Raw genomic sequence first — 22467 nt, forward strand, 5'->3', positions numbered from 1 at the left:
AAAGCAGCGGGGCACAGTTCTTTGCAGCTACACAGTCACGGCACCGGACTCACGCAGGATCCAGGCGAGTTCGTACGCCGTCTCCTCCCACTGCTTGTACCGGCCGCTCACGCCGCCGTGGCCTGCCGACATCTCTGTCTTGAGCAGGACAGGACGACCAGAAGTCGTCGATTCCTGGAGTCGCGCAACCCATTTGGCCGCCTCGGTGAACAGCACTCTGGTGTCGTTGAGCGACGCGAGAGCGAGGATCGCCGGGTAGTCGCGCGGGGCGACGTTCTCGTACGGCGAATACGACTTCATGTAGTCGTACACATTCGGGTCGTGGTACGGGTCGCCCCACTCGTCCCATTCGGTGACGGTCAACGGCAGGGTCGGATCGAGCATCGAGGTGAGAGCGTCGACGAACGGGACCGCCGCCAGCACACCGCGGAACAGTTCCGGCGCCATGTTCGCGACCGCGCCCATCAGGAGTCCGCCCGCCGAGCCGCCGTCGGCGATCAGCTGCTGCGGCGACGTGCGGCCGGTGTCGATGAGATGGCGTGCGACGTCGATGTAGTCGGTGAACGTGTTGCGCTTGTGCATGAGTCGGCCGCCCTCGTACCACGGCCGACCGAGTTCGCCGCCGCCGCGGATGTGCGCGTAGGCCATGACGACGCCGCGGTCCAGAAGCGAGAGTCGGGACACCGCGAAACCCGGGTCGATCGGGGTCTCGTACGCGCCGTATCCGACGAGCAGAACCGGTGCCGGGCCGTCGGCGAGGTCGCGGCGCCGCACCAACGACACCGGGATGCGAGTGCCGTCCTGCGCGGTCGCCCAGTCGCGGGTCGCGACGTATTCGGACGGGTCGTAGTCGCCGAGCACCGTCTGCCGACGCAACAGGGTCCGTTGGCCGGTCGCTACGTCGAGGTCGAGCGCCTCGACCGGGTCGACGAAGCTCGTGTAGACGATCCGCAGACGGGGTGTGCCCCACTCGGGGTTCGATCCGAGACCCGCAGAACAGAGGTCCTGGTCGAAACGCACTTCGACGAAGTCGTCGATCGTCGGAACACCGCGCACCGCACGCAGATCGGCGACGGCCAGCTTCGGGAGCGCATCCGATCGGTACGACAGCACGAGATAGTCACGGAAGCTGTCGACATCCTCGATGCGGCGCGACGGATCGTGCGGGATGAACGGGCGACGCGCTCCGATGTCGTCGACGGGCGCGATGTCCACCGCGTAGTTGACGGCCTTGGCGCCGTCCACCTCCCCGTTGTGCACGATCAGGAAGTAGTCGTCGCCGTCGATGCGCGCGTGGTCGACGCCGTACTCGGTGCCCGGAGTGCGCCCCGCGACGGAGACGAACTCGCCGGTCGGGTCGTCGGCCGACAGCACGAACATCTCCGACGTCAGCTTCGAGTCGGCCCCGATCAACAGGTATTCCTCGCTCGGCGTCGATCCGACGCCCACCCAGAAGTGCTCATCGGGCTCGTGGAACACCTTCACGTCGTCGGCGCCTGCGCCGACCTCGTGACGCCACACAGTGTCGGGTCGCCATGCGTCGTCGACGGTGAGGTAGAAGACGAACCGGCCGTCCTTGGACCAGGTTGCCCCGCCCGCGGTGTCGCGAACTTCACCCGGCAGGTCGATGCCGGTCCCGAGGTCGCGGAATCGCAGTGTGTACCGCTCGTCGCCTTCGGTGTCGACGCTGTACGCGAGTCGCGTGCCGTCGTGCGACACCGACAGCGCGCCCATGCTGAAGAACTCGGTGCCTGCGGCTTCCCGGTTGGCGTCGAAGAACACTTCCTCGCTGGGAAGCGCGGCGTCGACCGAGACCTCCGGCGGTGTCCAGTCGTCGTCGCCGCGGATCGGGCACCGGCAGTACTTGGCGTAGCTCTGTCCCTCGGTGGTCCGTGCGAAGTACCAGTAGCCTTCACTGCGCGTGGGCAGCCCCATGTCGGTCTCTTGGGTACGCGCCTTGATCTCGCCGAAGATGGCCGTCCGGAGATCCGCGAGGTCGGCGGTCTGCGCTTCGGTGTGCGCGTTCTGACCGTCGAGGTAGGCGATCACCTCAGGGTCGGTCTTGTCGCGCAGCCACTCGTAGTCGTCGACGAACACGTCACCGTGGTGGACGCGCTCGGAGCGAACCTTCTTCGCGATCGGTGCGGCCGTCATCAGACTCGGTCCGCCCAGTCGGCGAAACGCAACTGCGAGATGCGTTCGTAAGCTTCGATATAGCGCTGTCTGGTCCGTTCGACGACGTCGGCCGGGAGGGCAGGCGGCTGTTGCTCGGACGCCTTGTCCCACCCCGATTCGTCTCCGGTGAGCCAGTTGCGGACGATCTGCTTGTCGAAGCTCGGCTGCACCTGCCCGGGGGTGTACGCCTGCGCGTCCCAGTACCGGGACGAGTCGGGGGTCAGAACCTCGTCGGCGAGGACGAGTGATCCGTCGGCTGCCTGCCCGAACTCGAACTTGGTGTCGGCCAGAATGATTCCGCGATCGGCGGCGAGTGCGGCTCCGCGTCCGTAGATGTCGAGCGTCGCATCGCGGAGCTGGTCGGCCAGTTCGCGGCCGACGGTGTCCGCGACCTGCTCGAAGGAGACGTTCTCGTCGTGGTCGCCGACCGCGGCCTTGGTCGCGGGCGTGAAGATCGGCTCCGGCAGCTTGTCCGACTCCCCGAGTCCGTCGGGCAGCGCGACGCCGCACACCGAACCGGTGGCACGGTAGTCCACGAGTCCTGAGCCGGTCAGGTAGCCGCGTGCCACGCACTCGACGGGCACCATCGGCAACTTCTCGACGACCATCGACCGTCCGACGAGTTCGGCCGGGATCCGCTCGTCGTCGGGTCCGCCGGCCAGGTGGTTCGGCACCCCGAGAGCGTCGAACCAGAAGAAGCTGGCCGCCGTCAGTATCCGCCCCTTGTCGGGGATCGGCGTCGACAGGACGAAGTCGTAGGCGGAGATTCGATCCGAGGTGACCAACAGCAGGGTCGTCTCGTCGATCTCGTAGATGTCACGGACCTTGCCGGACGCGATGTGTCGGTAGGACTCGAGTGCTGGACGCATGGAGTGGGTGAACCTAACGGGTCGGTCTTCGTAGAGTGGGTCGTCGCTTGCGTCGGCTCAGAGGATCGGTGCGGGCGCGTACGCCGCGGCGGCCGGGTAGGCCTCGATCCACTTCTGCGCTTGTTCGACGACGGAGGCGACTTGGGCTTCGGCCGCGCCGGAGAACGCTGACTTGTCAGCGATCAGCGCGTCGAGCTGCGCCCGATCGAGCGGGATGCGGCTGTCGGCGGCGAGCCGGTCGATCAGATCCGGTTCGCGCCCCTCCTCGCGCATCGCGAGAGCGACGGCCACGGCGTTCTCCTTGATCGCCTCGTGCGCGCTCTCGCGGCCGACGCCTGCGCGCACCGATGCCATCAGCACCTTGGTGGTGGCGAGGAACGGGAGGTAGCGGTCGAGTTCGTTGGCGATGACGGCCGGGTAGGCCCCGAACTCAGCGAGCACCGTCAGGAACGTCTCGATGAGTCCGTCGATCGCGAAGAACGCGTCGGGCAGTGCGACTCGGCGCACCACCGAGCAGAACACGTCGCCCTCATTCCACTGTGCGCCGGAAAGCTCGCCGGTCATCGACGCGTAACCGCGCAGGATCACCGCGAGCCCGTTGACGCGCTCGCAGCTGCGGGTGTTCATCTTGTGCGGCATCGCCGAACTGCCGACCTGCCCCGGCTGGAAGCCTTCGGTGACCAGTTCGTGGCCCGCCATCAGGCGGATCGTGGTGGCCAGCGACGACGGGCCCGCCGCGACCTGGACGAGCGCGGAGACGACGTCGTAGTCGAGGGAACGCGGATACACCTGGCCGACGGAGGTCAGTGCGTTGGAGAAGCCGAGATGCTCGGCGACCGCGCCCTCGAGCTCGTCGAGTCGGGCGGCGTCGCCGTCGAGCAGGTCGAGCATGTCCTGGCTGGTGCCCATCGGCCCCTTGATGCCGCGGAGCGGGTACCGGGCGATCAGCTCGTCGACGCGGGTCAGGGCGATCATCAGCTCGTCGGCCGCCGACGCGAACCGCTTGCCGAGGGTCGTCGACTGCGCGGCGACGTTGTGGCTGCGGCCGGCCATGACGACCGTCGCGTATGCGGCGGCGCGCTCGGTGATGCGGGCGAGCACAGCGACGCCGTGGGCGCGGACGTGCTGCAGCGACAGCAGGACCTGCAATTGCTCGACGTTCTCGGTGAGGTCCCGGCTCGTCATTCCCTTGTGTATGTGTTCGTGGCCGGCGAGAGCGTTGAACTCCTCGATCCGCGCCTTCACGTCGTGGCGGGTGACGCGCTCGCGGTCGGCGATCGAGCCGAGGTCGATCTGATCGACCACCTTCTCGTAGTCGGCGATCGCTTCCGCCGGCACATCGATCCCGAGGTCGCGCTGCGCCTTCATCACCGCGATCCAGAGCTGACGCTCCAACGCGATCTTGTGCTGCGGCGACCAGATCTGCGCGAGATCCGCAGACGCGTACCGATTGGCGAGGACATTACTGATAGCAGGTTTTCCCACGTTGTGCAGTCTAGTGCCGGTTCATCGTCGGAGCGAAAATCGCGTATCCTCGACACCATGTGTTACCCCGTCACCTGCAAGACCTGCGGCAAGACAACCTGGGACGGCTGCGGTGCCCACATCGACGAGGTCATGACTCCGCTCCCCCAGGACCAGCGCTGCACCTGCCCTCGCTGACGAGTGCAGACGTCACCAGTCTCCCGTCGCACTCTTCTCGCCGGCGGAACAGGCCTCGCCGCAGGCCTGGCCGGGTTCGGGCTCGCAGCGTGCGCGTCGGACGATGCCGTGGCCCCGCGTGGTGCCGCGCACACCGGCGCGGACGACGAGCTGGCCATTGAGACGACGCCCCCGACCATTCCCGACGATCCGCCGCTGATCACCGGCGAGTTCGTGTCCGCGAAGATGGCCGGGCGGACCACACGGTGGGCGATGACGCGGCCTCGCGGCGTGACCGGCGAACTGCCGGTCGTCATCGTCGCGCACGCGTTGAACATCGACGAGAAGTCCATCTTCAGCAAGGGCCTCAACATTCAGAGCGTCGTCCAGCAGCATGTCGATGCAGGCAATCCGCCGTTCGCCGTCGCGTGCGTCGACGTGGACCGCAACTACTTTCACCTGAGGACCGACGGAGCCGACGGCGCCGCGATGATCATCGACGAGTTCATCCCGATGCTCGAGGCGAGCCCGGAACTGAATCTGCGGACCGACAAGATCGGGCTGTTCGGGTGGTCGATGGGCGGCTACGGGGCGTTGCGGATCGGCGCGATCCTCGGCCCGCAGCGGGTCGCGGCGATCGCTGTGAGCTCGCCCGCGATGTGGGCCGATCCCACTCAGTTCCCACCACGCGCCTTCGACTCACAGGCCGACTACCGGGCGAATTCGATGTTCGGTCAGCAGCACGTGTTCGCGAACATCCCGTTGATGATCAGCGTCGGAACGTCGGACCAGTTCTACCTGTACACGCGTCAGTGGGCGGCGAACCTGCATCCGCCTGCCGCGTTCGCGACGGGACCGGGTGGGCACACCACCCGCTACTGGCGTTCGGTGCTCCCCGACCAGGTCGCGTTCCTGGGCCGCGAGTTCACAGCCTGATCCGGCCGTCTTCAGCGGCCTTGCCGATGTCCGATCGGAAGTGTGCGCCGTCCAGGGTGATCGCGTCGAGTCGGCGATACGCCTGAGCCCGTGCCTGCGCGAGGTCGGCTCCGCGGCCGACGACGGACACCACCCGGCCGCCCGAGGACACGACGTCGCCCGCGTCGTTGTTCTTGGTGCCCGCGTGCAGCACGCCTTCCGAGTCGGCCCCGGTGATGACGTCGCCGGTCCGGGGAGTGCCCGGGTAGCTGTGGGCGGCCAGGACCACGACGACGGCGCTCCCGTCGAACCAGCGCAGCGGTTCGAGCTCGGCCAGCGTGCCGTTCGCGACCGCACCGAGCACCTCGCCGAGCGGGGTCTCGAGCAAGTCGAGGACGGCCTGGGTCTCGGGGTCGCCGAAGCGGCAGTTGAATTCGACGACGGACGGCCCGTCTGGTCCGATCGCCAGTCCCGCGTACAGCAGGCCGGAGAAGCCGACTCCGCGGGCGACCATCTCGGCGGCGACGGGTTCGACCACGTCGGTGACGATCCGATCGACCATGCCGTCGGGCAACCACGGCAACGGCGTGTACGCGCCCATCCCGCCGGTGTTCGGACCCTCGTCGCCGTCGCCGACGCGCTTGTGGTCCTGAGCAGGCAGCAGCGGAACGACCGTCTCGCCGTCGACGAGGCAGAACAGCGAGACCTCGGGTCCGTCGAGGAAGCTCTCCAGCAGTACCGGGTTCCCGCCCTCGATGACCGCGACGGCGTGGTCGCGAGCGGCGTCCCGGTCCGGTGTGACGACGACGCCCTTGCCTGCGGCGAGCCCGTCGTCTTTGACGACCCAGGTGGGTCCGAACCGGTCGAGTGCTGCGTCGACGTCGGCAGCTGCGGTGACGCTCTCGGCTCGCGCAGTCGCGACACCGGCTGAGGCCATGACGTCCTTGGCGAACGCCTTGGACCCCTCGATCTGCGCGGCGGCCGCGCTCGGACCGAAGACTGCGATTCCCGCCTCGCGGAGCGCGTCGGCGACCCCGTGCACCAGCGGGACCTCGGGTCCGATCACGACGAGGTCTGCGCCGATCTCGCGAGCCAGAGCGACGACGGCGTCCCCCGAGTTCGCGTCGACGGCGTGGTTGGTCGCGACCGTCGCGGTCCCGGCGTTGCCGGGCGCCGCGTGGAGTTCCGTCACCGACGGGTCACGGTCGAGGCCGAGGAGAAGGGCGTGTTCGCGGCCGCCCGAGCCGATCACCAGTGCGCGCACGCATCACAGCGTAGCGGGTGTGAACTTCTCGCTGAATTCGATGATGAGGGTCGGCAGCACCGGCGCCAGTGACCCGACGACGACGGCGATCAGGAGTGGGGCGCCAGCGGCGACCAACACGATCCCGATGACGATCGGGACGAGTGCGGCGACGACGAGGACCAGTTCCATCCCGGAGGGTCCAGCGAGGTAGTAGTGCGCGACGATCACGCCGACGGTGAAGACCGCCAACGGAATCGCGACGGCCAGCATCACCATCAGTTCGGAGTCGTGGGTCTCGCCCGCTATCCACTTCGATATCAGGTGCATTCCCGCTCCGACCGCCGCGCACGCGATGAAGACCGGGATCATCCCGTACCCCCACGGGAAGCAACGCTCCCGGTTCGCGTCGAGCGCTTCGCCGTTCGGCATAACCGAGTACAGCCACCACATCGCGAAAGTGACGCCGAGGGCCGTCGCACCGAGCACCGCGGTCTGCATCGTCCACCCGGTCAGACCGATCTCGGCCTGCAGGACGGCGACGGTGCCGACGACCCCTTCGCCGAGGGTGATGACGATGAGCGTCGAGTACCGCTCGGTGATGTGAAACGGATTCCACGGAGTCTTGGCAATCCTCGTCTCCGCGACCAACGGTCCGAGGAACTCGACGACGGCGCACGCCGCGATCGCGATCAGCGTCGTCCGGAGCCCCATCGGCGCGAGCGCGACGACCGTCCAGCCGACCTGCGCGACGATGCACGCCACCGCATACGTCAGGCAGGTCGATCGGTACTCCGCCGACTCGCGAGCGGCGCGCAACCACTGTGGAACCAGCCCGATCCGCATCACCATGTACCCGAAGACGATGACCTTCAAGTCGACGTGGGCGTGCGCGTCGATCGACGAGAACACTTGCGGCACACCGACAGCCATCACGGAGACGCCGATCATCTGGACGAGTACCGACAGGCGGAACCACGGGTCGTCGGTGTCGAACGCCGACGCGAACCAGGCGAAGTTGATCCACGCCCAGATCGCGCTGAACGAGACGAGGACGTAGCCGACGACGGCGACGAAGACCTTCCCGTCGGCCAGGTAGTCCGCGAGTTGGACCCCGGCCACCGAGAACAGAACGACGAAGATCAGGTCGTAGAAGACTTCCAGTCCACTCCCGGCCCGCTCGCCTTCGTCAGGGTCTCGCCCCGCCATCCGTCGCAACTGAGTTCGCACAGGCACGTAGTCAGCCTAGTTCTTGCGCGGGCTAGTCACCGCTCAAGTCGTACAGCGTCACGTCGTCGAGATCGGTCCTGCTGATCGAGCGGAGTCGAGATCCGTCCTGCTGATCGAGCGGAGTCGAGATCCGTCCTGCTGATCGAGCGGAGTCGAGATCCGTCCTGCTGATCGAGCGGAGTCGAGATCCGTCCTGCTGATCGAGCGGAGTCGAGATCCGTCCTGCTGATCGAGCGGAGTCGAGATCCGTCCTGCTGATCGAGCGGAGTCGAGATCCGTCCTGCTGATCGAGCGGAGTCGAGATCCGTCCTGCTGATCGAGCGGAGTCGAGATACCTCGCCTCCGCTCGATCAGCAAGAACAGGGCTCGATCGTCATCCTCGCGCGACGTGTGCTCGACCAACGCGACAGTGACCAATACACGCACAGTAAGAACATTTGTTCGACTCTACTATTGTGTATGTCACTACACTCGCTTACAATTAGAACAACAGTTCGAATTAGCTCCGAGTGCCGGAGCCGACACGGAAGGGGTGATGAGGATGGACAGCATGTGGTCCAAGGTCGACCTGTCGGCAGTCGGGGTGGGCCGGCAGTCGGGCGGCGCGCTGATCAACGCGTTGCAAGCTGGCGAAGGTCTGTTGATGTTCCTGCGCTGGCAGGCGATCTATGCGATGTTGACCGCTGCGGCGGGCGAGTCCGGCGTTGCGTTGGACTCGGTCGATCGTCGCGTCGTCGACGTGTTTGCGAGCGTCTCGCGCGAGGTAGCGATCGCACTTCGGGTCGCAGCATCGACCGCTGACCGCCAGGCTCATCTCGCGGTGGAGGCGTTCGAACGACTCCCGCAGGTGGCTCGACTGATGCGTGACGGCGTGATCTCGGTGGCGGCGTTCGGCGAGATCGTGTTGCAGACCACCGGCGTCGAGGATGCGGACATGATCGCCGCGGTCGACGCGACGACTGCGGCTGATCTGCGGGAGTTCGGCGGGGTGTCGCGGAAGGATGCGAGCGACGTCGCGCGCCGCGCGGTCGCCGAACTCGATCCCGACGGGCTGCGCGCACGCCGTGAGGCGCGCGGCAAGGGCGTGACCGTCTCGACCGACGTCGACGGCGCCGACGTCCTGATCGCCACGACTGTGCAAGACGCGGCGGTGATCGATGCGAGCATCGACGCGGTCGCCGACTCGGTGTGCGCAGACGACACCCGCACCCGCGGCATCCGTCGCCACGACGCCGCCGTCGCGCTCCTCACTCGCAGCGAGTTCGGTTGCGGCTGCGGCAATCCCGAGTGCACGGCGACCGCGCCCGCCAGTGTCGTCGCCGATCGGTTCGCGAGCGTCGTGGTGCATGTCGTCGCCGACGCTTCGACGCTCTCCGGCGAGTCGGAGAAGGCCGGCTGGCTCGACGGTTTCGGTGTTCTCGATGCTCACCACGTCCGTGAGATCGCCGCTCGCTCCGATGCGGCCATCCGCCCGCTCGACATCGCGGGCCTCGCCGATCGGACCGCTCGAGCAGGCGATCCGTACCGCCCGACCACCGCCTGCGACACCGCGGTCCGGGCGGTGTTCGGATCGTGCAGCGAACCGGGGTGCGCGCGTCCGGCGTGGCGATGCGACCTGGACCATGTGTGCGAGTTCGACCACGCACGTCCCGAGGCGGGTGGCGCGACGTGCGTGTGCAACCTGAATCCGAAGTGCCGTTATCACCACCTCTGCAAGACTTTCGGCGAGGGATGGGTCGACGATCAGATCGTCGACGCGAACGGGGTGATCTGGACCGAGGTCACCGCCCCGAGCGGTTACAGCGTGCGATCGCGTGCACGTAATCAGTGGCTGCTGCCCGACCTCGGGCTGGTGCCGTGCCGACACGGCGAGCCCGTCGCGCGCGGGACCGTCGAGACGAGCACGCAGCCCGAGCGGTCGCGGACTCGCACGCAGGCCAAGCACGCCTACCGGATGCGGATCCGGTCGCAGCGGCGTTTCGAGCAAGCGTGCGCGGCGGCCGCGCACCACGCGGCGTTCGTCGAGGACGGCCCGCCACCGTTCTGAGGGCTAGTCCTGTTCGCCGCGTAGGCCGTACGTCAGGATCGCATTCCCCGCGCTGGTCTGAGCTGCCCGGATCAACCGCAACCGAGTCAACGGCACCGAGTCGTCGAACAACCTCCGCCCCTCACCTGCGAGCACCGGATGGGTCGTCAACGTGAGTTCGTCGATGAGGCCGGCGAGGAACAGCGAACGCACCGTCTCGACACCTCCGACGACCGAGATGTCGCCCTCTCCCCGCTCCCGGAGATCGCGCACATACGCGATCGGGTCATCACCGACGACGACACTGTTCCACGGAAGGTCACCGGAAAGCGTCGTCGAGACGACGTGCTTGCGGACCGGGTTGATCCATTCAGCGAACGGGTCCTCCGCGTCAGGCCAGTACTCCGACCACTCCTGCCATAGCTTCCGGCCGATGACAGCGTCGGTCACTGATCCGATCGACTCCCCCATCATCTGGCCTTCTTCGGGCCCGAACGCCCCGAACTGCCATCTGTCCGGACTCTCGGCGACCCCGTCGAGGGAGTGGAACAGGTGTGCGGTGATCTTGCGGCTCATGACAGGCCCTTTCGTCTCTCCGAATTGTTTACACCTGTGTAGACCGCGCCCATCGACGAAACTGATCGGTGCACGCAGAATTCACTCGCGGCCCGCCGAGATCCACGTCGGATCCGCGACGATGTTCCGGCCACCCGCGACGAGCGACGCGACCGAATCGAGGGCGGCAACGGCATCCTCGTCGAGGACGACGTCGACCGCTGCAGCATTCTCCGCCAGCCGTGTCGTCGAACGCGTGCCTGGAATCGGCGCGACGGCGACACCCGCTCGACGCCCCGCTGCATACAGCCAGGCGAGAACCGCCTGCGCATTCGTGACACCGAGTCGCGACGCGACCTCGGACACGACCGCGAGCGCCCGCTGATTGACGTCCCAGTTGTCGCCCATCCGCGCAGTCCGGCCTCGCACGTCCGACGAGACCTGCTCGCGTGTCAGCGTTCCCGTCAGGAATCCGCGGCCGAGAGGTGAGTACGGAACGAACCCGACACCGAGCTCGGCGCACGCCGGGACGACGTGCGCCTCGACGTCCCTCGACCACACACTCCATTCGCTCTGAACCGCAGCGATCGGGCGGACCGCGTGCGCCGCACGCAGTTCGGCCGCCGTCACCTCCGACAGCCCGAGATGACGAACCTTGCCCGCGGCGACGAGCTCCGACATCGCGCCGACCGTCTCTTCGACGGGGATCTCCGGGTCCCGCCGATGCAGGTACCAGAGGTCGATCACGTCGGTGCCGAGCCGTCGCAGCGACGCGTCGCAGCATTCGCGGACGTAAGCGGCATCGCCTCGGGTCGCTTTGGCGTCCGGCGTCGAGCCGAGCCCGGTGATGCCGAACTTCGTCGCAAGCGTCACCTCGTCACGCCTGTTCGTGAGAAGTCGTGACACGAGCTCCTCGTTGGTTCCGGCCGGTCCGACGGCGCCCGCCTTCGGCTGCCCGTAGACGTCCGCCGTGTCGATGAGAGTGACGCCCGAATCGACGGCGGCGTTCAAGACGCCCAACGCTGCGTCCTCGTCGATTCCGCCGTAGACGTGGGTCAACGCCATCCCGCCGAAACCGATCGGCGACGTCATGAGGCCGTCGCCGAGAGTGATCCTGTCCATGAAAATGGTCTCCTTCACGTTCGTTCAGTGGGTCCGACGCTGCTCGTCGAGCTCGTCGGGATCGATGATCGGCTGCTCTGCACAGTCCTGACCGGCGTCGATGAGCTCCCGGTAGTGCCGGATCTTGACGTCCACGGCGTCCAGGTCGTCGGCGAGTTCACGGATCCGCGACTCGATCTCCTCCCGGTGATCCTGCAACAGCCGCATCCTCCTCCCGTGAGTCCGCGCTCCCTGCCCGACCATGGTCACGAAATCGCGCATCGCCGCAACCGGCATCCCGGTGCGACGCAGCCGGACCAGCAGATCGATCATGCGGACCGTCGGATCGTCATACCGCCGAACACCCGCCGAATTGCGCGGCACCGCGGGGATCAGTCCTTCGGACTCATACCAGCGCAGAGTGTCACGCGAGAGACCGGTCCGAGCCGACACGTCGGCTATCGAGAGCTCATTGGACGTCATGAAGAAACGGTAGAGCTTGGAGTGCACTCCAACGCAAGGAACGCCGGCCTGTGGATAACGCGTTCGATCTCGTCGCAGGTCGCCTATACGTTGGTTCCCATGAACACTCCACCGGTTCTGACCGACGCGCAGCGCTCCGTCGCCGGACGCGTCATCACCTCGCTCGCCGGACCCGACGCCCGCCTCCGCGACGATCAGGAGACCGCCGTCGCGACACTGGCGACTCCCGGGTCGCGCGCGCTGGTCGTGCAGGCCACCGGTTGGGGCAAGTCGGCCGTCTACTGGGCGGCCACCGCAGTGGTCCGATCGACGGGCGGCGGGCCGACGCTGATCGTGTCGCCCCTCCTGTCCTTGATGCGTGACCAGGTGGCAGCGGCGGGCCGGGCCGGACTCTCTGCAGCCACCCTCAACTCCAGCAATGTCGACGAATGGTCGGCGGTGGAGAGCGATCTGCTGTCCGGGAGCCTCGACGTCCTGCTGGTCTCTCCCGAACGGCTCGCCAACCCGGGATTCGGCGCCCGGGTGCTCGACGCGCTCGCCGGACGGCTCGGCTTGGTCGTCATCGACGAAGCGCACGCGATCTCCGACTGGGGACACGACTTTCGACCCGACTACCGTCGGGTCTCCGACGTCCTGCAGAACTTGAATCCGCAGACCTCGGTGCTCGCGACCACCGCGACGGCGAACCAGCGGGTCACTGACGACATCGCCGACCAGTTGGGCGAGGCCACCCTGGTTCTGCGCGGACCACTGGCCCGGAAATCGTTGCACCTCAACGTCGTCGACGGGCTGTCCCCGATTCAGCGGTACGGCTGGGTCGCGCAAGAACTTCCGTTCCTCCCCGGCTCGGGCATCATCTACGTGCTGACGGTCGCCGACGCCGACCGGCTGGTCACCGCCATCCGAACGGTGTGCGGCGACGACACTCCGGTGGCCGCATACACCGGTCAACTGCCCGCCGACGAACGTCACGAACTCGAGGACGCTCTCCTGGACAACCGAGTGAAGGCGTTGGTCGCCACATCGGCGCTCGGCATGGGTTTCGACAAACCCGACCTCGGGTTCGTCGTGCACGTCGGCGCACCGCCGTCGCCGGTGGCCTACTACCAGCAGGTCGGTCGTGCCGGCCGTGCCCTCGACGAAGCCGTCGTGGTCCTGCTCGCCTCCCGGCTCGACGACTCGATCTGGGACTACTTCGCGACCGCCACCATCCCCGATCCGAAGCGGATGGACCGGATCCTCGACGCGATGAACGAGGCAGGCACTCCGTTGAGTGTGCCGAATCTGGAGTCGGCCACCGGAATTCGACGCGGCAAGGTGGAATTGGCCGTCAAGCAGCTGGCCGTCGACGGTGTCGTGGAACGCACCTCGGACGGATGGGCGGCGACTGGCAGACCGTACGTCTACGACGCACCGCACTACGAGGGCGTCGTCGCCGTACGACAGCGCGAGGCCGACATCATGCGCTCGTTCGTGCGCGGCGAACGCTGTCTGATGCGACTGCTCACCGAGTCGCTCGACGATCCCGCGGCGCAGGACTGCGGTCGCTGCTCGGTGTGCCGCGGCGAACTCACGCCGGGACTGAATGCCCGTCCCGACGAGGAGACCGTCGCGACCCTGTCGGCGGTCCTTCGACGGGACGCGCAGATCCTCGCGCCCCGAAAGATGTGGCCCGGCGGGTCATTCGGCCGCCGAGGCCGGATCTCGCCCGACCTCGCAGCCGAAGCGGGTCGCGTCCTCGCCTTCGCCGACGCACCACAGTGGGGCGACGTCCTCGGCTCCGCCAAGAACGGCGACGCGACGGCACGCGAACGACTCGCCGAGTCAGCAGTCGCCGTCCTCGGCGACTGGGGACGACGCGGCGGCATCCGACCGGAGACGATCGTCTCCCTCGACCTACAGGGCGGCGACCTGGCGGCCGACCTCGCGCAACGACTCCGCACCGTCGGTCGTCGGCCGGGGACCGACTATCCGGTACTCGGCGGCCCGATCCCCAGTCGGGACGCGACCAGCGCGACCGAAGCCGCCTACTGGCGCGATCACCTCGGGCAGGCTCCGACCGACGTCGCAGGCCTAGCGGTGCTCCTCGTGGTCGACGAGACGTCGTCGGGGTGGCCGGTCACGCTGGCCGCCGCCTCGCTGCGGGAGGCCGGAGCCACCGCGGTGCTGCCGATGCTGGTGCACCAGACCGTGTGAAGTCAGACCGGCGGGACGTTCAGTCTGCGACGTACTCGCCGTAGCCGAGACCACGCAGACTCGCGCGGATCTTGGCCGCAGCGTCGTCGAGTGACTCCGGCGACGGGTCTTGCTCGGCCTGCGAGAGGTCGAACACCTCCAGCGTGTGCGCCGGGAACACGTGGATGTGGAGGTGCGGCACTTCCAGACCCGCGATCAACAGGCCCATGCGCGGCGCGTCGAACGCGTCCTTCACCGCGCGGCCGACCTTCTGCGAGACGTCCGTCAGGTGCGTGAACGTCGGGGTGTCGATCTGCTCCCAGTGGTCGATCTCCTTGCGCGGCACCACGAGCACGTGGCCGGGCGTCACCGGGTTGATCGTCATGAACCCGACCGACGTCCCGTCCTTCCAGACGAAACGTCCGGGCAGGTCTCCGTTGATGATGTGCGTGAATACCGAAGCCATGCCCCGACCTTACTTCTCTGGCTCACTGCTCGCGTGGGAGCGCGAACCAGAAGCGCGCACCGTGCCCCGGTTCGGACAGCACACCGACGCGGCCCGAGTGCGCGTGCACGAGGGCGGCGACGATCGACAACCCCAGGCCGCTTCCCGACCCCGAGTCGTCGCGGTGCCGTGACGGGTCGCCGCGGTAGAAGCGTTCGAAGACGTGCTCGCATTCGTGGGCGGTGAGACCGGGCCCCTCGTCGGCGACCTCGACGACGACGTCGGGGCCGTCGACTCGTGCGGACACCGTGACGGCCCCGCCGGTGTGCGCGATCGCGTTGCCGACGAGGTTCCCGAGAACTTGACGGAGCCGCAACCGGTCGCCGGAGACCACCGTCGCCGGATCGAACGCCGCCAGGTCGATGTCGATCGTCCGGTCCGGTGCCGACGCACGTGCCGCCTCCACCGAGTCGACGATCAATGGCAGGACGTCGACGGGCCCGACGGACAACGGACGCTGCGCGTCCAGCCGTGCGAGCACCAGCAAGTCTTCGACGAGCATCGTCATCCGGTCGGCCTCCCCGGAGATACGACGGACGGCGTCGGCGGGATCCGACGTGCCGCCGATCGACATGAGGTCGGCGAAACCTTTGATCGAGGTCAGCGGGGTGCGCAACTCGTGCGATGCATCGGCGACGAACCGCCGCATCTTCTCCTCCGACGCCCGCGCCTGCTGCTCGGACGCCTCGGTCGCTGCGAATGCGCTCTGGATCTGGACGAGCATCGCGTTGAGCGACTCGCCGAGGCTCCCCACTTCGGTGTTCGCGGGACGCGCTGGCACTCGCCGGTGCAGGTCTCCGCCCGCGATTGCGTGCGCGGTCTCCTCGACCCGTCGCAACGGCCGCAGACTCGTGCGGACCAGCAGGTAGCTGAGGACGCCGATGGCGATCAGGACGATGCAGCCGACGCCGACCTGCAACCAGATCAACCGGGTCATGGTGGCGTTCACGTCGCTCAACGGGATCGCGACGATGCTCGACATCCCGTTCGAGGTTCGCTTCACCACCCGCCAACTCGGACCGCTTCCCGCTGAGTGGACGGTGCGCGGCGAAGCGTCGCCGTCCGGCAGCGACGACAGGTCCGGTGCCGACTCGAAGTCGTTGAACTGAATCTGCAAGCCGTTCGGGAGCGTCGACGCGACGAAGTACTGCGACGGTGGACGACGAAGTCCGGGCGGCCCCGGGGCGTCGTCGCTACGCGGCCCGTGCGGTTGTGCCCAGCCGTTGACTGCGTCGTTGAGTCCCTCGTCGACGCGGGAGACGAGGTCGGCGCGCATCGCCGAGGTCACCGCGACACCGGAGGCTCCCAGTCCGACGAGTACCAGGACCACCGTCAGCAGAACCAGAGTCACTCGTAGCGGCATCGCCCGCATACGCGCGGTGAGCGCGTTCACGTACGCGGTTCACGCAGCACGTAGCCGACGCCGCGCAGCGTGTGGATGAGGCGTTGCGGACCGGTGTCGACCTTGCGCCGCAGGTACGAGACATACGATTCGACGACGTTCACGTCGCCGCCGAAGTCGTAGTTCCACACGTGGTCCAGGATGCGCGGCTTGGACAGGACCGTCCCGGCGTTGACCATGAAGTAGCGCAGAAGCGTGAACTCGGTCGGCGAGAGCGCGACGAGTTCGCCGTCTTTGAACACCTCGTGAGTGTCCTCGTTCAACTCGATGTCAGCGAACACGATGCGCGACGGCTCGGTGGCCTTGTCGCCGTGTCCGTTGCGCCGCAGCAAGACTCCGATCCGCGCGACGACCTCCTCGAGGCTGAACGGTTTGGTGACATAGTCGTCTCCGCCGATGGTGAGCCCGTTGACCTTGTCCTCGACCGAGTCCCGAGCGGACAGAAACAGAGCAGGCGCATCGATCCCGTCGGCGCGGAGCCTGCGCAACAGCCCGAATCCATCCATTCCCGGCATCATCACGTCGAGGATCAGGACGTCGGGTCGGTAGGTGCGAGCGATGTCGATCGCCGCCGGACCGTCCGCCGCGGTCCGCACTTCGTGGCCTTGGAACTTCAAGGACACTGACAGCAGTTCGCGGATGTTCTCCTCGTCGTCGACGACAAGCACTTTGGCGGCAGGGGTCTCGCTCATAGCAGTCAATAATGCACGTCCAGGCTCTGTTCGGGCTGTCCTTATGCTGGGAGATTCCTGTGAACCGGGTTCTTCATCATCGGGGAGGCGAACATGCCCTGCGTGAGCCGGACGTCACCCAACCACTCGGCGAGCTCGGCCGCCTTCGATTCGAGAGCCCGAACGCCTTCGGGCGGAACGTCTTCCAGGAGCTGGATGCGGACAGCGCCGTCGCCGGATCCGCCGTCCTGAACCCAGCCGCCGACGATTCGGCCGTCCCACCACGCCGTCTGTCCACCGTTGCCGTTGGTGTCGAAGAGATGCCGGACGTGGCTGTCGTCGAGATAGAACGCGCGCTGCTTCCATCCCATCGTAGTCGGGTCGAGTCCGGGCAGCAGCAGTGCGCGCGGCTCCACCGGGTCGAGGGGTTCGACGTCGTCGGCGAGGAGATAGCCGACGTCGCCCGACGACAGATCCACTTCGACGACGTCGAGAGCCGCGAGCGCGGCGCGGACAGCCGTCTTCGTGGACCCCAGCCACCAGACGAGGTCGGTCTCGGTGCCGGGGCCGAAGGACCGCAGCCAGCGAGCCACCAGGTCGCGGAGGCCGTCGGCGGCGGTCACCGCGGGGAGCGACTCGCCGAGCCACGACGACATCGACGTCCAGCCGGGGCGGGACGCGAACCAGTCGGCTCGATTCGTGCCGCGGACCACCTCGCCCGCGGCCGCCAGGTGATTGAGCAGCCGCGGCAGCATCTGCGACGGGCCGCCGTACTTCTTCCCCACATCGCGCACGATTGCGATATCGAAGTCCGGCAACGCTTTTCGAATCTCTGCCGCGGTCAACTCGGTACCGTCCAACAGGGCGAGGACCGCGGTGCGCGCGTCCGCGATCCAGGCTTCCGGATCCACGGGGCCGTCATCGCGTCGCAGGTCGCGCAGGAGGTTCGTCCGTTCGGACGCCGCGACACGACTGCCGACGGCACCGACTGCGTCGGCCAGGACCGGACGGCTCATCACGAAGAGAGTCCGCCGCATCGCCAGTTGCTTCACGACGCTGCGCTCGGCGTAGAGCGCAGCGTCGACGGTCTCCCTCCGAATTCCGGGGCCACGCGCCCACACCGACAGGTGCACGGTCGACGCGGTGGTCGCGTGCAGTCCGACCATGGCGTCGGCGACGTCGACGACAGATGTCGCTGGCCCGACCCCGGCTGCGCCCGCCAGCAGGTGCCGCCGCTGGAGGCGGTTGCGGCGTTGAGCGTCATCGACGAACGGTCGGGTCACGGCAGGCCCGAACCGCGCAGGGCCGCGACCGCGTCGAGTTCCACACGCTGCCCCGGATAGGGCAGCACGGTGACGGAGACGATCACGGCGGGCGGGATCTCGCCGCCGAACTCGGGCGCCAACGCCTCCCAGACCGCGGCGAGGTCGGCGCGCTGCGACGTCGCGATGTAGACGGTCAGCTTCACGATGTCGTCGATCGCGGCGCCGCGCTCGTCGAGCAGGACCGACAGGAGCCGGAACGCGTGGGTGACCTGTGCGACCGGATCGTCGGGCCCCACCACGGCTCCGTCCGAGTCGAGCGGCGACACCCCCGCTGTGTAGAGCATGGTCGCATCGGAGACCTCGGCGCTGTAGGCGAACCCGCCGTCGAACAGCTTCTGCGATCCGTGCCTGCGCACGCGTGGTCGAGTCATCGGAAGCTCAACGCCTCCTCGCCCCACGCCTGCAGCATTGCGTCGTCGAGCCCGAGAGCCGCCGTGTCCTCCGCGCCGATCCGCAGCGACGCGTGCCGGTCGTCGGTGTACGACTCCCACACCGCACCGCCACGGTCGCTGCCGTCACCGACGCGCGGATCCCCGGAAGCAGCGAAGTTGAGCCAGCGCCGCTGGACGCGGCGGCACACCTCGTCACCGGTCTGCCGTCCGCCGAGCCGGTACATCGGGTCGCGCTTCGTCGACGCCGGATTGCCCCACACGTACGGCAGTTCGGTGGCGTGGGCGGCGCCGAATCCGATGAAGCGCAGCAGCGGCGTCGCCCAGTCGAAGCGGTACAGGTGCACCGGAGCCTGCCGGTTGTGGGCTTCGGCGATCCACAGCGCCGGCATCCGGAAACCGATGTCGCGGGAGATCGCCATGCTCCGCACACTCGCCTTCACGTGTTGGTACGACTCGTCGAGGTGGTCTGGTTCGGGCAGCGGAAGATCGGGCTGCTCGGTGCCGATGTGGGCGAACATCGCGTCCACATGCTCGGACTTCACCGGCATCAACGGTGACGACATCCACTTGAACAGCGACGTCTCGTGCCGGTTGGTGCCGATCAGCAACGGCACGGGCAACGACGCGTCGGCGTCGTACACGTGCAGCGGATCGTCCGGGATCAGGTCGCCGTCGATGACGGGTGTGTGCGCGATGGTGCCCGGGAAGTCGCGCGGGACAGTCAGGAACGCCCGCTGCGACCCCGCGACGAGCGGGCCGGCCGGGACGTTGCGGAGCATCCCGGGTCGGACCTTCTCCTGCGGCAGCGGCGCGAGAGTGATCTCGGCGTGCTTCTCCGCCCGTTCGCGGCCGTAGACACTCGTCGCGGGCGAGCTCTGGGCGATCGCGCGGTGCACGAGTCCCTCCGCGTCCGGCATCGTCAGCAGGGTGGTGACGATGCCGCCGCCCGCGGACTCGCCGAACACGGTGACGTTCGACGGGTCGCCGCCGAAGCCCGCGATGTTGCGATTGACCCACCGCAGGGCGGCGAGCACATCGGACATGCCGCAGTTGGCCTCGTACGTCTGGTCGGCCGTCGACCACGCCGACAGATCCGTGAAACCGAACGCCCCCATCCGGTAGTTCACGGTGACGATCACCGTCGGCGTGCCCGCGCTGTTGCCCGTCGTGATCAGGGAGACCGGGTTGTACATCGGCTGCGAGCCCGCACCGCACAGGTAGGCTCCGCCGTGGATCCACACCATCACCGGGAGTTCCGCGTCGCTCGCCGCCGCACCGCGCGGCGTCGCGACGTTCAAGTAGAGGCAGTCCTCCTCCTGGCGAGCGCCGTCGGCGAGTTCGATCACCTGCATCACGGGTTGCGGACACACCGGCCCGAAGGCGTCGGCCGGGACGACGTCGGCGTGATACGCGGGCTCCACCGCATGCCGCCACCGCAACTCGTGGACCGGCGGCCGCGCGTAGGCGATGCCCTTCCAGACGTCGATGGAATCCCCGGAGACGCCGCGGACCGGTCCGTAGGAGGTGTCGACGACCAGATCATCGGAGTGCACGACACCATTGTGCCGTCAGAAGTCCCGGTCCCGCAGTGCGAGTGCGCCCACGCATCCGTACGCTCGCTGCCATGAGCATTCCGCTGTTCTTCCGCGAAGACTCGTTTCTGCAGCCGATGGAGCTGACTCTGCCGGAGGGGATCGCCGTCGTCACCCAACGGTTCTACGACGTCCGAATAGAGGATCTGCGGGACATCTTCGACGAGTCGTTCCAGACGCTCGCCCAGACGCGGCCCGTCGGACCGCCGTACGCGATGTACGAGGGCGACCCGACCGACGTCTTCGACCTGACGATCGGATTCCCGGTCGCAGGCCCCGTCGACGTCGACGATTTCGGCGACATCGCCAACGAGGTGTTCCCGTCCGGCCCGGCGTTGATCATGAGCCACATCGGCGGCTTCGACGGCCTCGGCTCGGCATGGGACTCGTTGATGGAGGTCCACGCGGTCAACGGCGGCCGGACGCCCCGCGCGACCATCGAGATCTACGTCAACGACCCGTCGTCGACGCCGCAGGAGGATCTGCGTACCGACCTGCTGGCCCTCTACTAGTCACACCGACTACAGGTCACACCAACCCCAGGCGCTTGGCCATGTCGGAGACGAACACTCCGTTCGGGTCGATGCGGCGGCGTACCGCGGTCCACTCGTCCAGCCGCGGGTACATCGCGGCGAACGTGGCGGGCGACGTCGTCGAGTCCTTCGCCGTATAGAGGCGTCCGCCCGCGTCGAGGACCCGGCGGTCCAGGTCGGCGACGAGACGGTCGAGGCCTCGGGAGATCCCGAAGTCGAACGTCGCGGTCAGCCCCTCCGTCGGAAACGACAGCGGGGCACGGTTGCCCGCACCGAACTTCTTCAGGACGTTGAGGAAGCTCGCGTGTCCCGAACGCCGGACCGCGCGCAGGAGCGGAGCGAACGTGTCGAGACTCTCCGGCGGAAGCACGAACTGGTACTGCAGGAATCCTCGCCGCCCGTAGAAGCGGTTCCACTCCCCCATGATGTCCAGCGGGTGCAGGAAGCCGGTGATGTTGTGGATCTTCCCGGTGTAGTCGGAGCCGGTCCGGAAGTACGCCTCGCTCATCGCCCCGAACGTGTACCGGTTGCCGAGCCCGCTAGGGAAGACGTCGGGCACCGTCAGATACTGCGGAGCGTCGAACTTCAACGGATCCTTCCGGAGTTTCGCGGGCAGTTCGTCGACCGATGCCAGCCTGCCGCGGGTGAAGTATCCGCGCCCGAGTCTCGGCCCCTTGCTCACCGCGTCGAACCATCCGGCGCTGTAGTCGGCGGCGTCGGACCATTCGCTGCGGTGCAGCTCGATCGTCTCCTCCACGCTGTGCGTGACGACGCCGTCGGCCAGGAAGTACGCGGTGTCTGTCGGCTGCACCCGGAGACGTGCCCGGAGCACAATGCCGGTCAGGCCGAGACCGGCGACGGTCGCCCAGTACAGCGAGCCGTCCGGGTCGTCTGCCGTGCCGTCGGGGCCCACGGTGAGAACGCGACCGTCGGCGATGAGCAGATCGAGGTCGGCCACCTGGTCGCCGAAGCTGCCCGTGCTGTGGTGACTCTTGCCGTGGACATCGTGCGCGATGGCCCCGCCGACAGTGACCTGACGCGTCCCGGGAAGAACCGGCAGCCATAACCCGAGTGGAACCAAGATTCTCAGCAAGCCGTCCAGAGTGACGCCTGCATCGACGTCGGCGATCAGCTCTTCGCCGTCGATGCGGTGGATCTGATCGAGTGCGGTCATGTCGATCGTGAGACCCGCACGGTTCTGCGCGGACTCGTTGTACGAGCGTCCGAGGCCCCGCGCGATCACACCGTGCCGCAGGTATCGAGGGTCGTCGGAGTTCTCGTCGGCGACCCGCGAGACGGCACGCGCGATGGCGTCAACATCGCGGGTGGCGAGTACTGCGGCGTGGACCCCGTTGGTCCGCGACCACCCGTCCAAGTAGCGGGTCTGCACGACATTGTCAGCTGTTGAAGTCACGGTCGCGAACGTACAGACGGTCACTGAGAAGATCGTGCGATTCAGATGAGAGGACCCGTGAATCGAGTCGGAGGGCTACCTCCATCACACTCGTGCAACGCACACGTCTCCCCCGGCGAAGTAACCGGAGGAGACGTGGTTGGAGCCCCCTGTCAGGATTGAACTGACGACCGCTCGCTTACAAGGCGAGTGCTCTACCACTGAGCTAAGGAGGCGTGCG

General features: G+C 67.5%; 20 protein-coding genes and 1 tRNA gene. 5 read left to right on the forward strand and 16 right to left on the reverse strand.

Going from position 1 to position 22467, the window contains the following annotated elements; genetic code table 11:
- Positions 1-27: 27 nt before the first annotated feature.
- The 3 genes from L5G32_RS01800 to purB are packed head-to-tail and all read right to left on the reverse strand — an operon-like array spanning position 28 to position 4529.
- Positions 28-2154 (reverse strand): S9 family peptidase, encoded by a 2127-nt coding sequence (locus L5G32_RS01800; RefSeq protein ID WP_237009293.1) that lies wholly within the window; start codon positions 2152-2154, stop codon positions 28-30.
- The gene (locus L5G32_RS01805) at positions 2154-3044 is read right to left on the reverse strand and encodes a phosphoribosylaminoimidazolesuccinocarboxamide synthase (protein WP_237009294.1); all 891 of its coding nucleotides are present in this window, start codon (positions 3042-3044) and stop codon (positions 2154-2156) included. The genes L5G32_RS01800 and L5G32_RS01805 overlap by 1 nt, the downstream gene beginning before the upstream one ends.
- Positions 3045-3101: 57 nt before the next feature.
- On the reverse strand, positions 3102-4529 hold the full coding sequence (gene purB / locus L5G32_RS01810) for an adenylosuccinate lyase (protein WP_237009295.1): 1428 nt from the start codon (positions 4527-4529) through the stop codon (positions 3102-3104).
- Positions 4530-4586: 57 nt separating this feature from the next.
- Here purB and L5G32_RS19535 point away from each other — a divergent pair, with 57 nt between their 5' ends.
- Together L5G32_RS19535 and L5G32_RS01815 are read left to right on the forward strand one after the other, a co-directional pair.
- Positions 4587-4706: a DUF8730 family Cys-rich protein gene (locus tag L5G32_RS19535; RefSeq protein WP_504928340.1), complete on the forward strand. Its 120-nt coding sequence runs from the start codon at positions 4587-4589 to the stop codon at positions 4704-4706.
- Positions 4707-4709: 3 nt separating this feature from the next.
- On the forward strand, positions 4710-5621 hold the full coding sequence (locus L5G32_RS01815) for an alpha/beta hydrolase-fold protein (RefSeq protein ID WP_237009296.1): 912 nt from the start codon (positions 4710-4712) through the stop codon (positions 5619-5621).
- On the opposite strand, the gene purD is transcribed toward L5G32_RS01815, so the two are convergent.
- Both purD and L5G32_RS01825 read right to left on the reverse strand, forming a co-directional pair.
- Positions 5611-6864 carry a phosphoribosylamine--glycine ligase gene (gene purD, locus L5G32_RS01820; protein WP_237009297.1) on the reverse strand — a complete coding sequence of 418 codons (1254 nt, stop codon included), beginning with the start codon at positions 6862-6864 and terminating at the stop codon, positions 5611-5613. The genes L5G32_RS01815 and purD overlap by 11 nt on opposite strands.
- Positions 6865-6867: 3 nt before the next feature.
- Complete coding sequence (locus tag L5G32_RS01825; RefSeq protein ID WP_237009298.1) at positions 6868-8079, reverse strand: low temperature requirement protein A; 1212 nt, start codon at positions 8077-8079, stop codon at positions 6868-6870.
- Between the two features lie 535 nt (positions 8080-8614).
- Here L5G32_RS01825 and L5G32_RS01830 point away from each other — a divergent pair.
- Positions 8615-10120, forward strand: coding sequence for a DUF222 domain-containing protein (locus L5G32_RS01830; protein WP_237009299.1), 1506 nt, complete (start codon positions 8615-8617; stop codon positions 10118-10120).
- A 3-nt stretch (positions 10121-10123) separates the two neighbouring features.
- On the opposite strand, the gene L5G32_RS01835 is transcribed toward L5G32_RS01830, so the two are convergent.
- From L5G32_RS01835 to L5G32_RS01845, 3 genes are all read right to left on the reverse strand, one after another.
- Positions 10124-10675, reverse strand: coding sequence for a dihydrofolate reductase family protein (locus tag L5G32_RS01835; protein ID WP_237009300.1), 552 nt, complete (start codon positions 10673-10675; stop codon positions 10124-10126).
- Positions 10676-10756: 81 nt separating this feature from the next.
- Positions 10757-11776, reverse strand: a complete 1020-nt coding sequence (locus L5G32_RS01840; RefSeq protein ID WP_237009301.1) for an aldo/keto reductase — start codon at positions 11774-11776, stop codon at positions 10757-10759.
- A gap of 24 nt (positions 11777-11800) precedes the next feature.
- A complete protein-coding gene (locus tag L5G32_RS01845; protein ID WP_237009302.1) occupies positions 11801-12238 on the reverse strand; it encodes a MerR family transcriptional regulator in 438 nt (145 codons plus the stop codon).
- Between the two features lie 99 nt (positions 12239-12337).
- On the opposite strand from L5G32_RS01845, the gene L5G32_RS01850 reads away from it, so the two are divergent.
- Positions 12338-14434 carry a RecQ family ATP-dependent DNA helicase gene (locus tag L5G32_RS01850; protein WP_237009303.1) on the forward strand — a complete coding sequence of 699 codons (2097 nt, stop codon included), beginning with the start codon at positions 12338-12340 and terminating at the stop codon, positions 14432-14434.
- 19 nt (positions 14435-14453) lie between these two features.
- Here the strand turns inward: L5G32_RS01850 and L5G32_RS01855 are convergent, their stop codons facing one another.
- The 6 genes from L5G32_RS01855 to L5G32_RS01880 are packed head-to-tail and all read right to left on the reverse strand — an operon-like array spanning position 14454 to position 20261.
- On the reverse strand, positions 14454-14879 hold the full coding sequence (locus L5G32_RS01855) for an HIT family protein (RefSeq protein WP_237009304.1): 426 nt from the start codon (positions 14877-14879) through the stop codon (positions 14454-14456).
- A 22-nt stretch (positions 14880-14901) separates the two neighbouring features.
- Positions 14902-16290: a sensor histidine kinase gene (locus tag L5G32_RS01860; RefSeq protein ID WP_237009620.1), complete on the reverse strand. Its 1389-nt coding sequence runs from the start codon at positions 16288-16290 to the stop codon at positions 14902-14904.
- A gap of 17 nt (positions 16291-16307) precedes the next feature.
- A complete protein-coding gene (locus L5G32_RS01865; protein ID WP_237009305.1) occupies positions 16308-17012 on the reverse strand; it encodes a response regulator transcription factor in 705 nt (234 codons plus the stop codon).
- Positions 17013-17053: 41 nt separating this feature from the next.
- Complete coding sequence (locus L5G32_RS01870; protein WP_237009306.1) at positions 17054-18274, reverse strand: winged helix DNA-binding domain-containing protein; 1221 nt, start codon at positions 18272-18274, stop codon at positions 17054-17056.
- Positions 18271-18687 (reverse strand): RidA family protein, encoded by a 417-nt coding sequence (locus L5G32_RS01875; protein WP_237009307.1) that lies wholly within the window; start codon positions 18685-18687, stop codon positions 18271-18273. The genes L5G32_RS01870 and L5G32_RS01875 overlap by 4 nt, the downstream gene beginning before the upstream one ends.
- Positions 18684-20261, reverse strand: coding sequence for a carboxylesterase/lipase family protein (locus L5G32_RS01880; protein WP_237009308.1), 1578 nt, complete (start codon positions 20259-20261; stop codon positions 18684-18686). Before L5G32_RS01880 ends, L5G32_RS01875 begins: the two co-directional genes overlap by 4 nt.
- A 71-nt stretch (positions 20262-20332) precedes the next feature.
- Between L5G32_RS01880 and L5G32_RS01885 the strand changes: the two genes are divergently transcribed.
- On the forward strand, positions 20333-20812 hold the full coding sequence (locus L5G32_RS01885; protein ID WP_237009309.1) for a GyrI-like domain-containing protein: 480 nt from the start codon (positions 20333-20335) through the stop codon (positions 20810-20812).
- Between the two features lie 16 nt (positions 20813-20828).
- Here the strand turns inward: L5G32_RS01885 and dprE1 are convergent, their stop codons facing one another.
- Positions 20829-22247 carry a decaprenylphosphoryl-beta-D-ribose oxidase gene (dprE1, locus tag L5G32_RS01890; protein WP_237009310.1) on the reverse strand — a complete coding sequence of 473 codons (1419 nt, stop codon included), beginning with the start codon at positions 22245-22247 and terminating at the stop codon, positions 20829-20831.
- Positions 22248-22387: 140 nt separating this feature from the next.
- Positions 22388-22462, reverse strand: a tRNA-Thr gene (locus L5G32_RS01895).
- Positions 22463-22467 lie beyond the last annotated feature (5 nt).

It is taken from the genome of Gordonia zhenghanii (assembly GCF_021738965.1).
In the GTDB taxonomy this organism is placed as follows: domain Bacteria; phylum Actinomycetota; class Actinomycetes; order Mycobacteriales; family Mycobacteriaceae; genus Gordonia; species Gordonia zhenghanii.

Coding starts and splice junctions, on each gene's coding strand:
- L5G32_RS01845 (WP_237009302.1), bottom strand. CDS start 12,238: ATGACGTCCAATGAGCTCTCGATAGCCGACGTGTCGGCTCGGACCGGT.
- L5G32_RS01860 (WP_237009620.1), bottom strand. CDS start 16,290: ATGCGGGCGATGCCGCTACGAGTGACTCTGGTTCTGCTGACGGTGGTC.
- L5G32_RS01840 (WP_237009301.1), bottom strand. CDS start 11,776: ATGGACAGGATCACTCTCGGCGACGGCCTCATGACGTCGCCGATCGGT.
- L5G32_RS01855 (WP_237009304.1), bottom strand. CDS start 14,879: ATGGCTTCGGTATTCACGCACATCATCAACGGAGACCTGCCCGGACGT.
- L5G32_RS01805 (WP_237009294.1), bottom strand. CDS start 3,044: ATGCGTCCAGCACTCGAGTCCTACCGACACATCGCGTCCGGCAAGGTC.
- L5G32_RS01800 (WP_237009293.1), bottom strand. CDS start 2,154: ATGACGGCCGCACCGATCGCGAAGAAGGTTCGCTCCGAGCGCGTCCAC.
- L5G32_RS01850 (WP_237009303.1), top strand. CDS start 12,338: ATGAACACTCCACCGGTTCTGACCGACGCGCAGCGCTCCGTCGCCGGA.
- L5G32_RS01875 (WP_237009307.1), bottom strand. CDS start 18,687: ATGACTCGACCACGCGTGCGCAGGCACGGATCGCAGAAGCTGTTCGAC.
- L5G32_RS19535 (WP_504928340.1), top strand. CDS start 4,587: ATGTGTTACCCCGTCACCTGCAAGACCTGCGGCAAGACAACCTGGGAC.
- L5G32_RS01865 (WP_237009305.1), bottom strand. CDS start 17,012: ATGAGCGAGACCCCTGCCGCCAAAGTGCTTGTCGTCGACGACGAGGAG.
- L5G32_RS01885 (WP_237009309.1), top strand. CDS start 20,333: ATGAGCATTCCGCTGTTCTTCCGCGAAGACTCGTTTCTGCAGCCGATG.
- L5G32_RS01835 (WP_237009300.1), bottom strand. CDS start 10,675: ATGAGCCGCAAGATCACCGCACACCTGTTCCACTCCCTCGACGGGGTC.
- L5G32_RS01830 (WP_237009299.1), top strand. CDS start 8,615: ATGGACAGCATGTGGTCCAAGGTCGACCTGTCGGCAGTCGGGGTGGGC.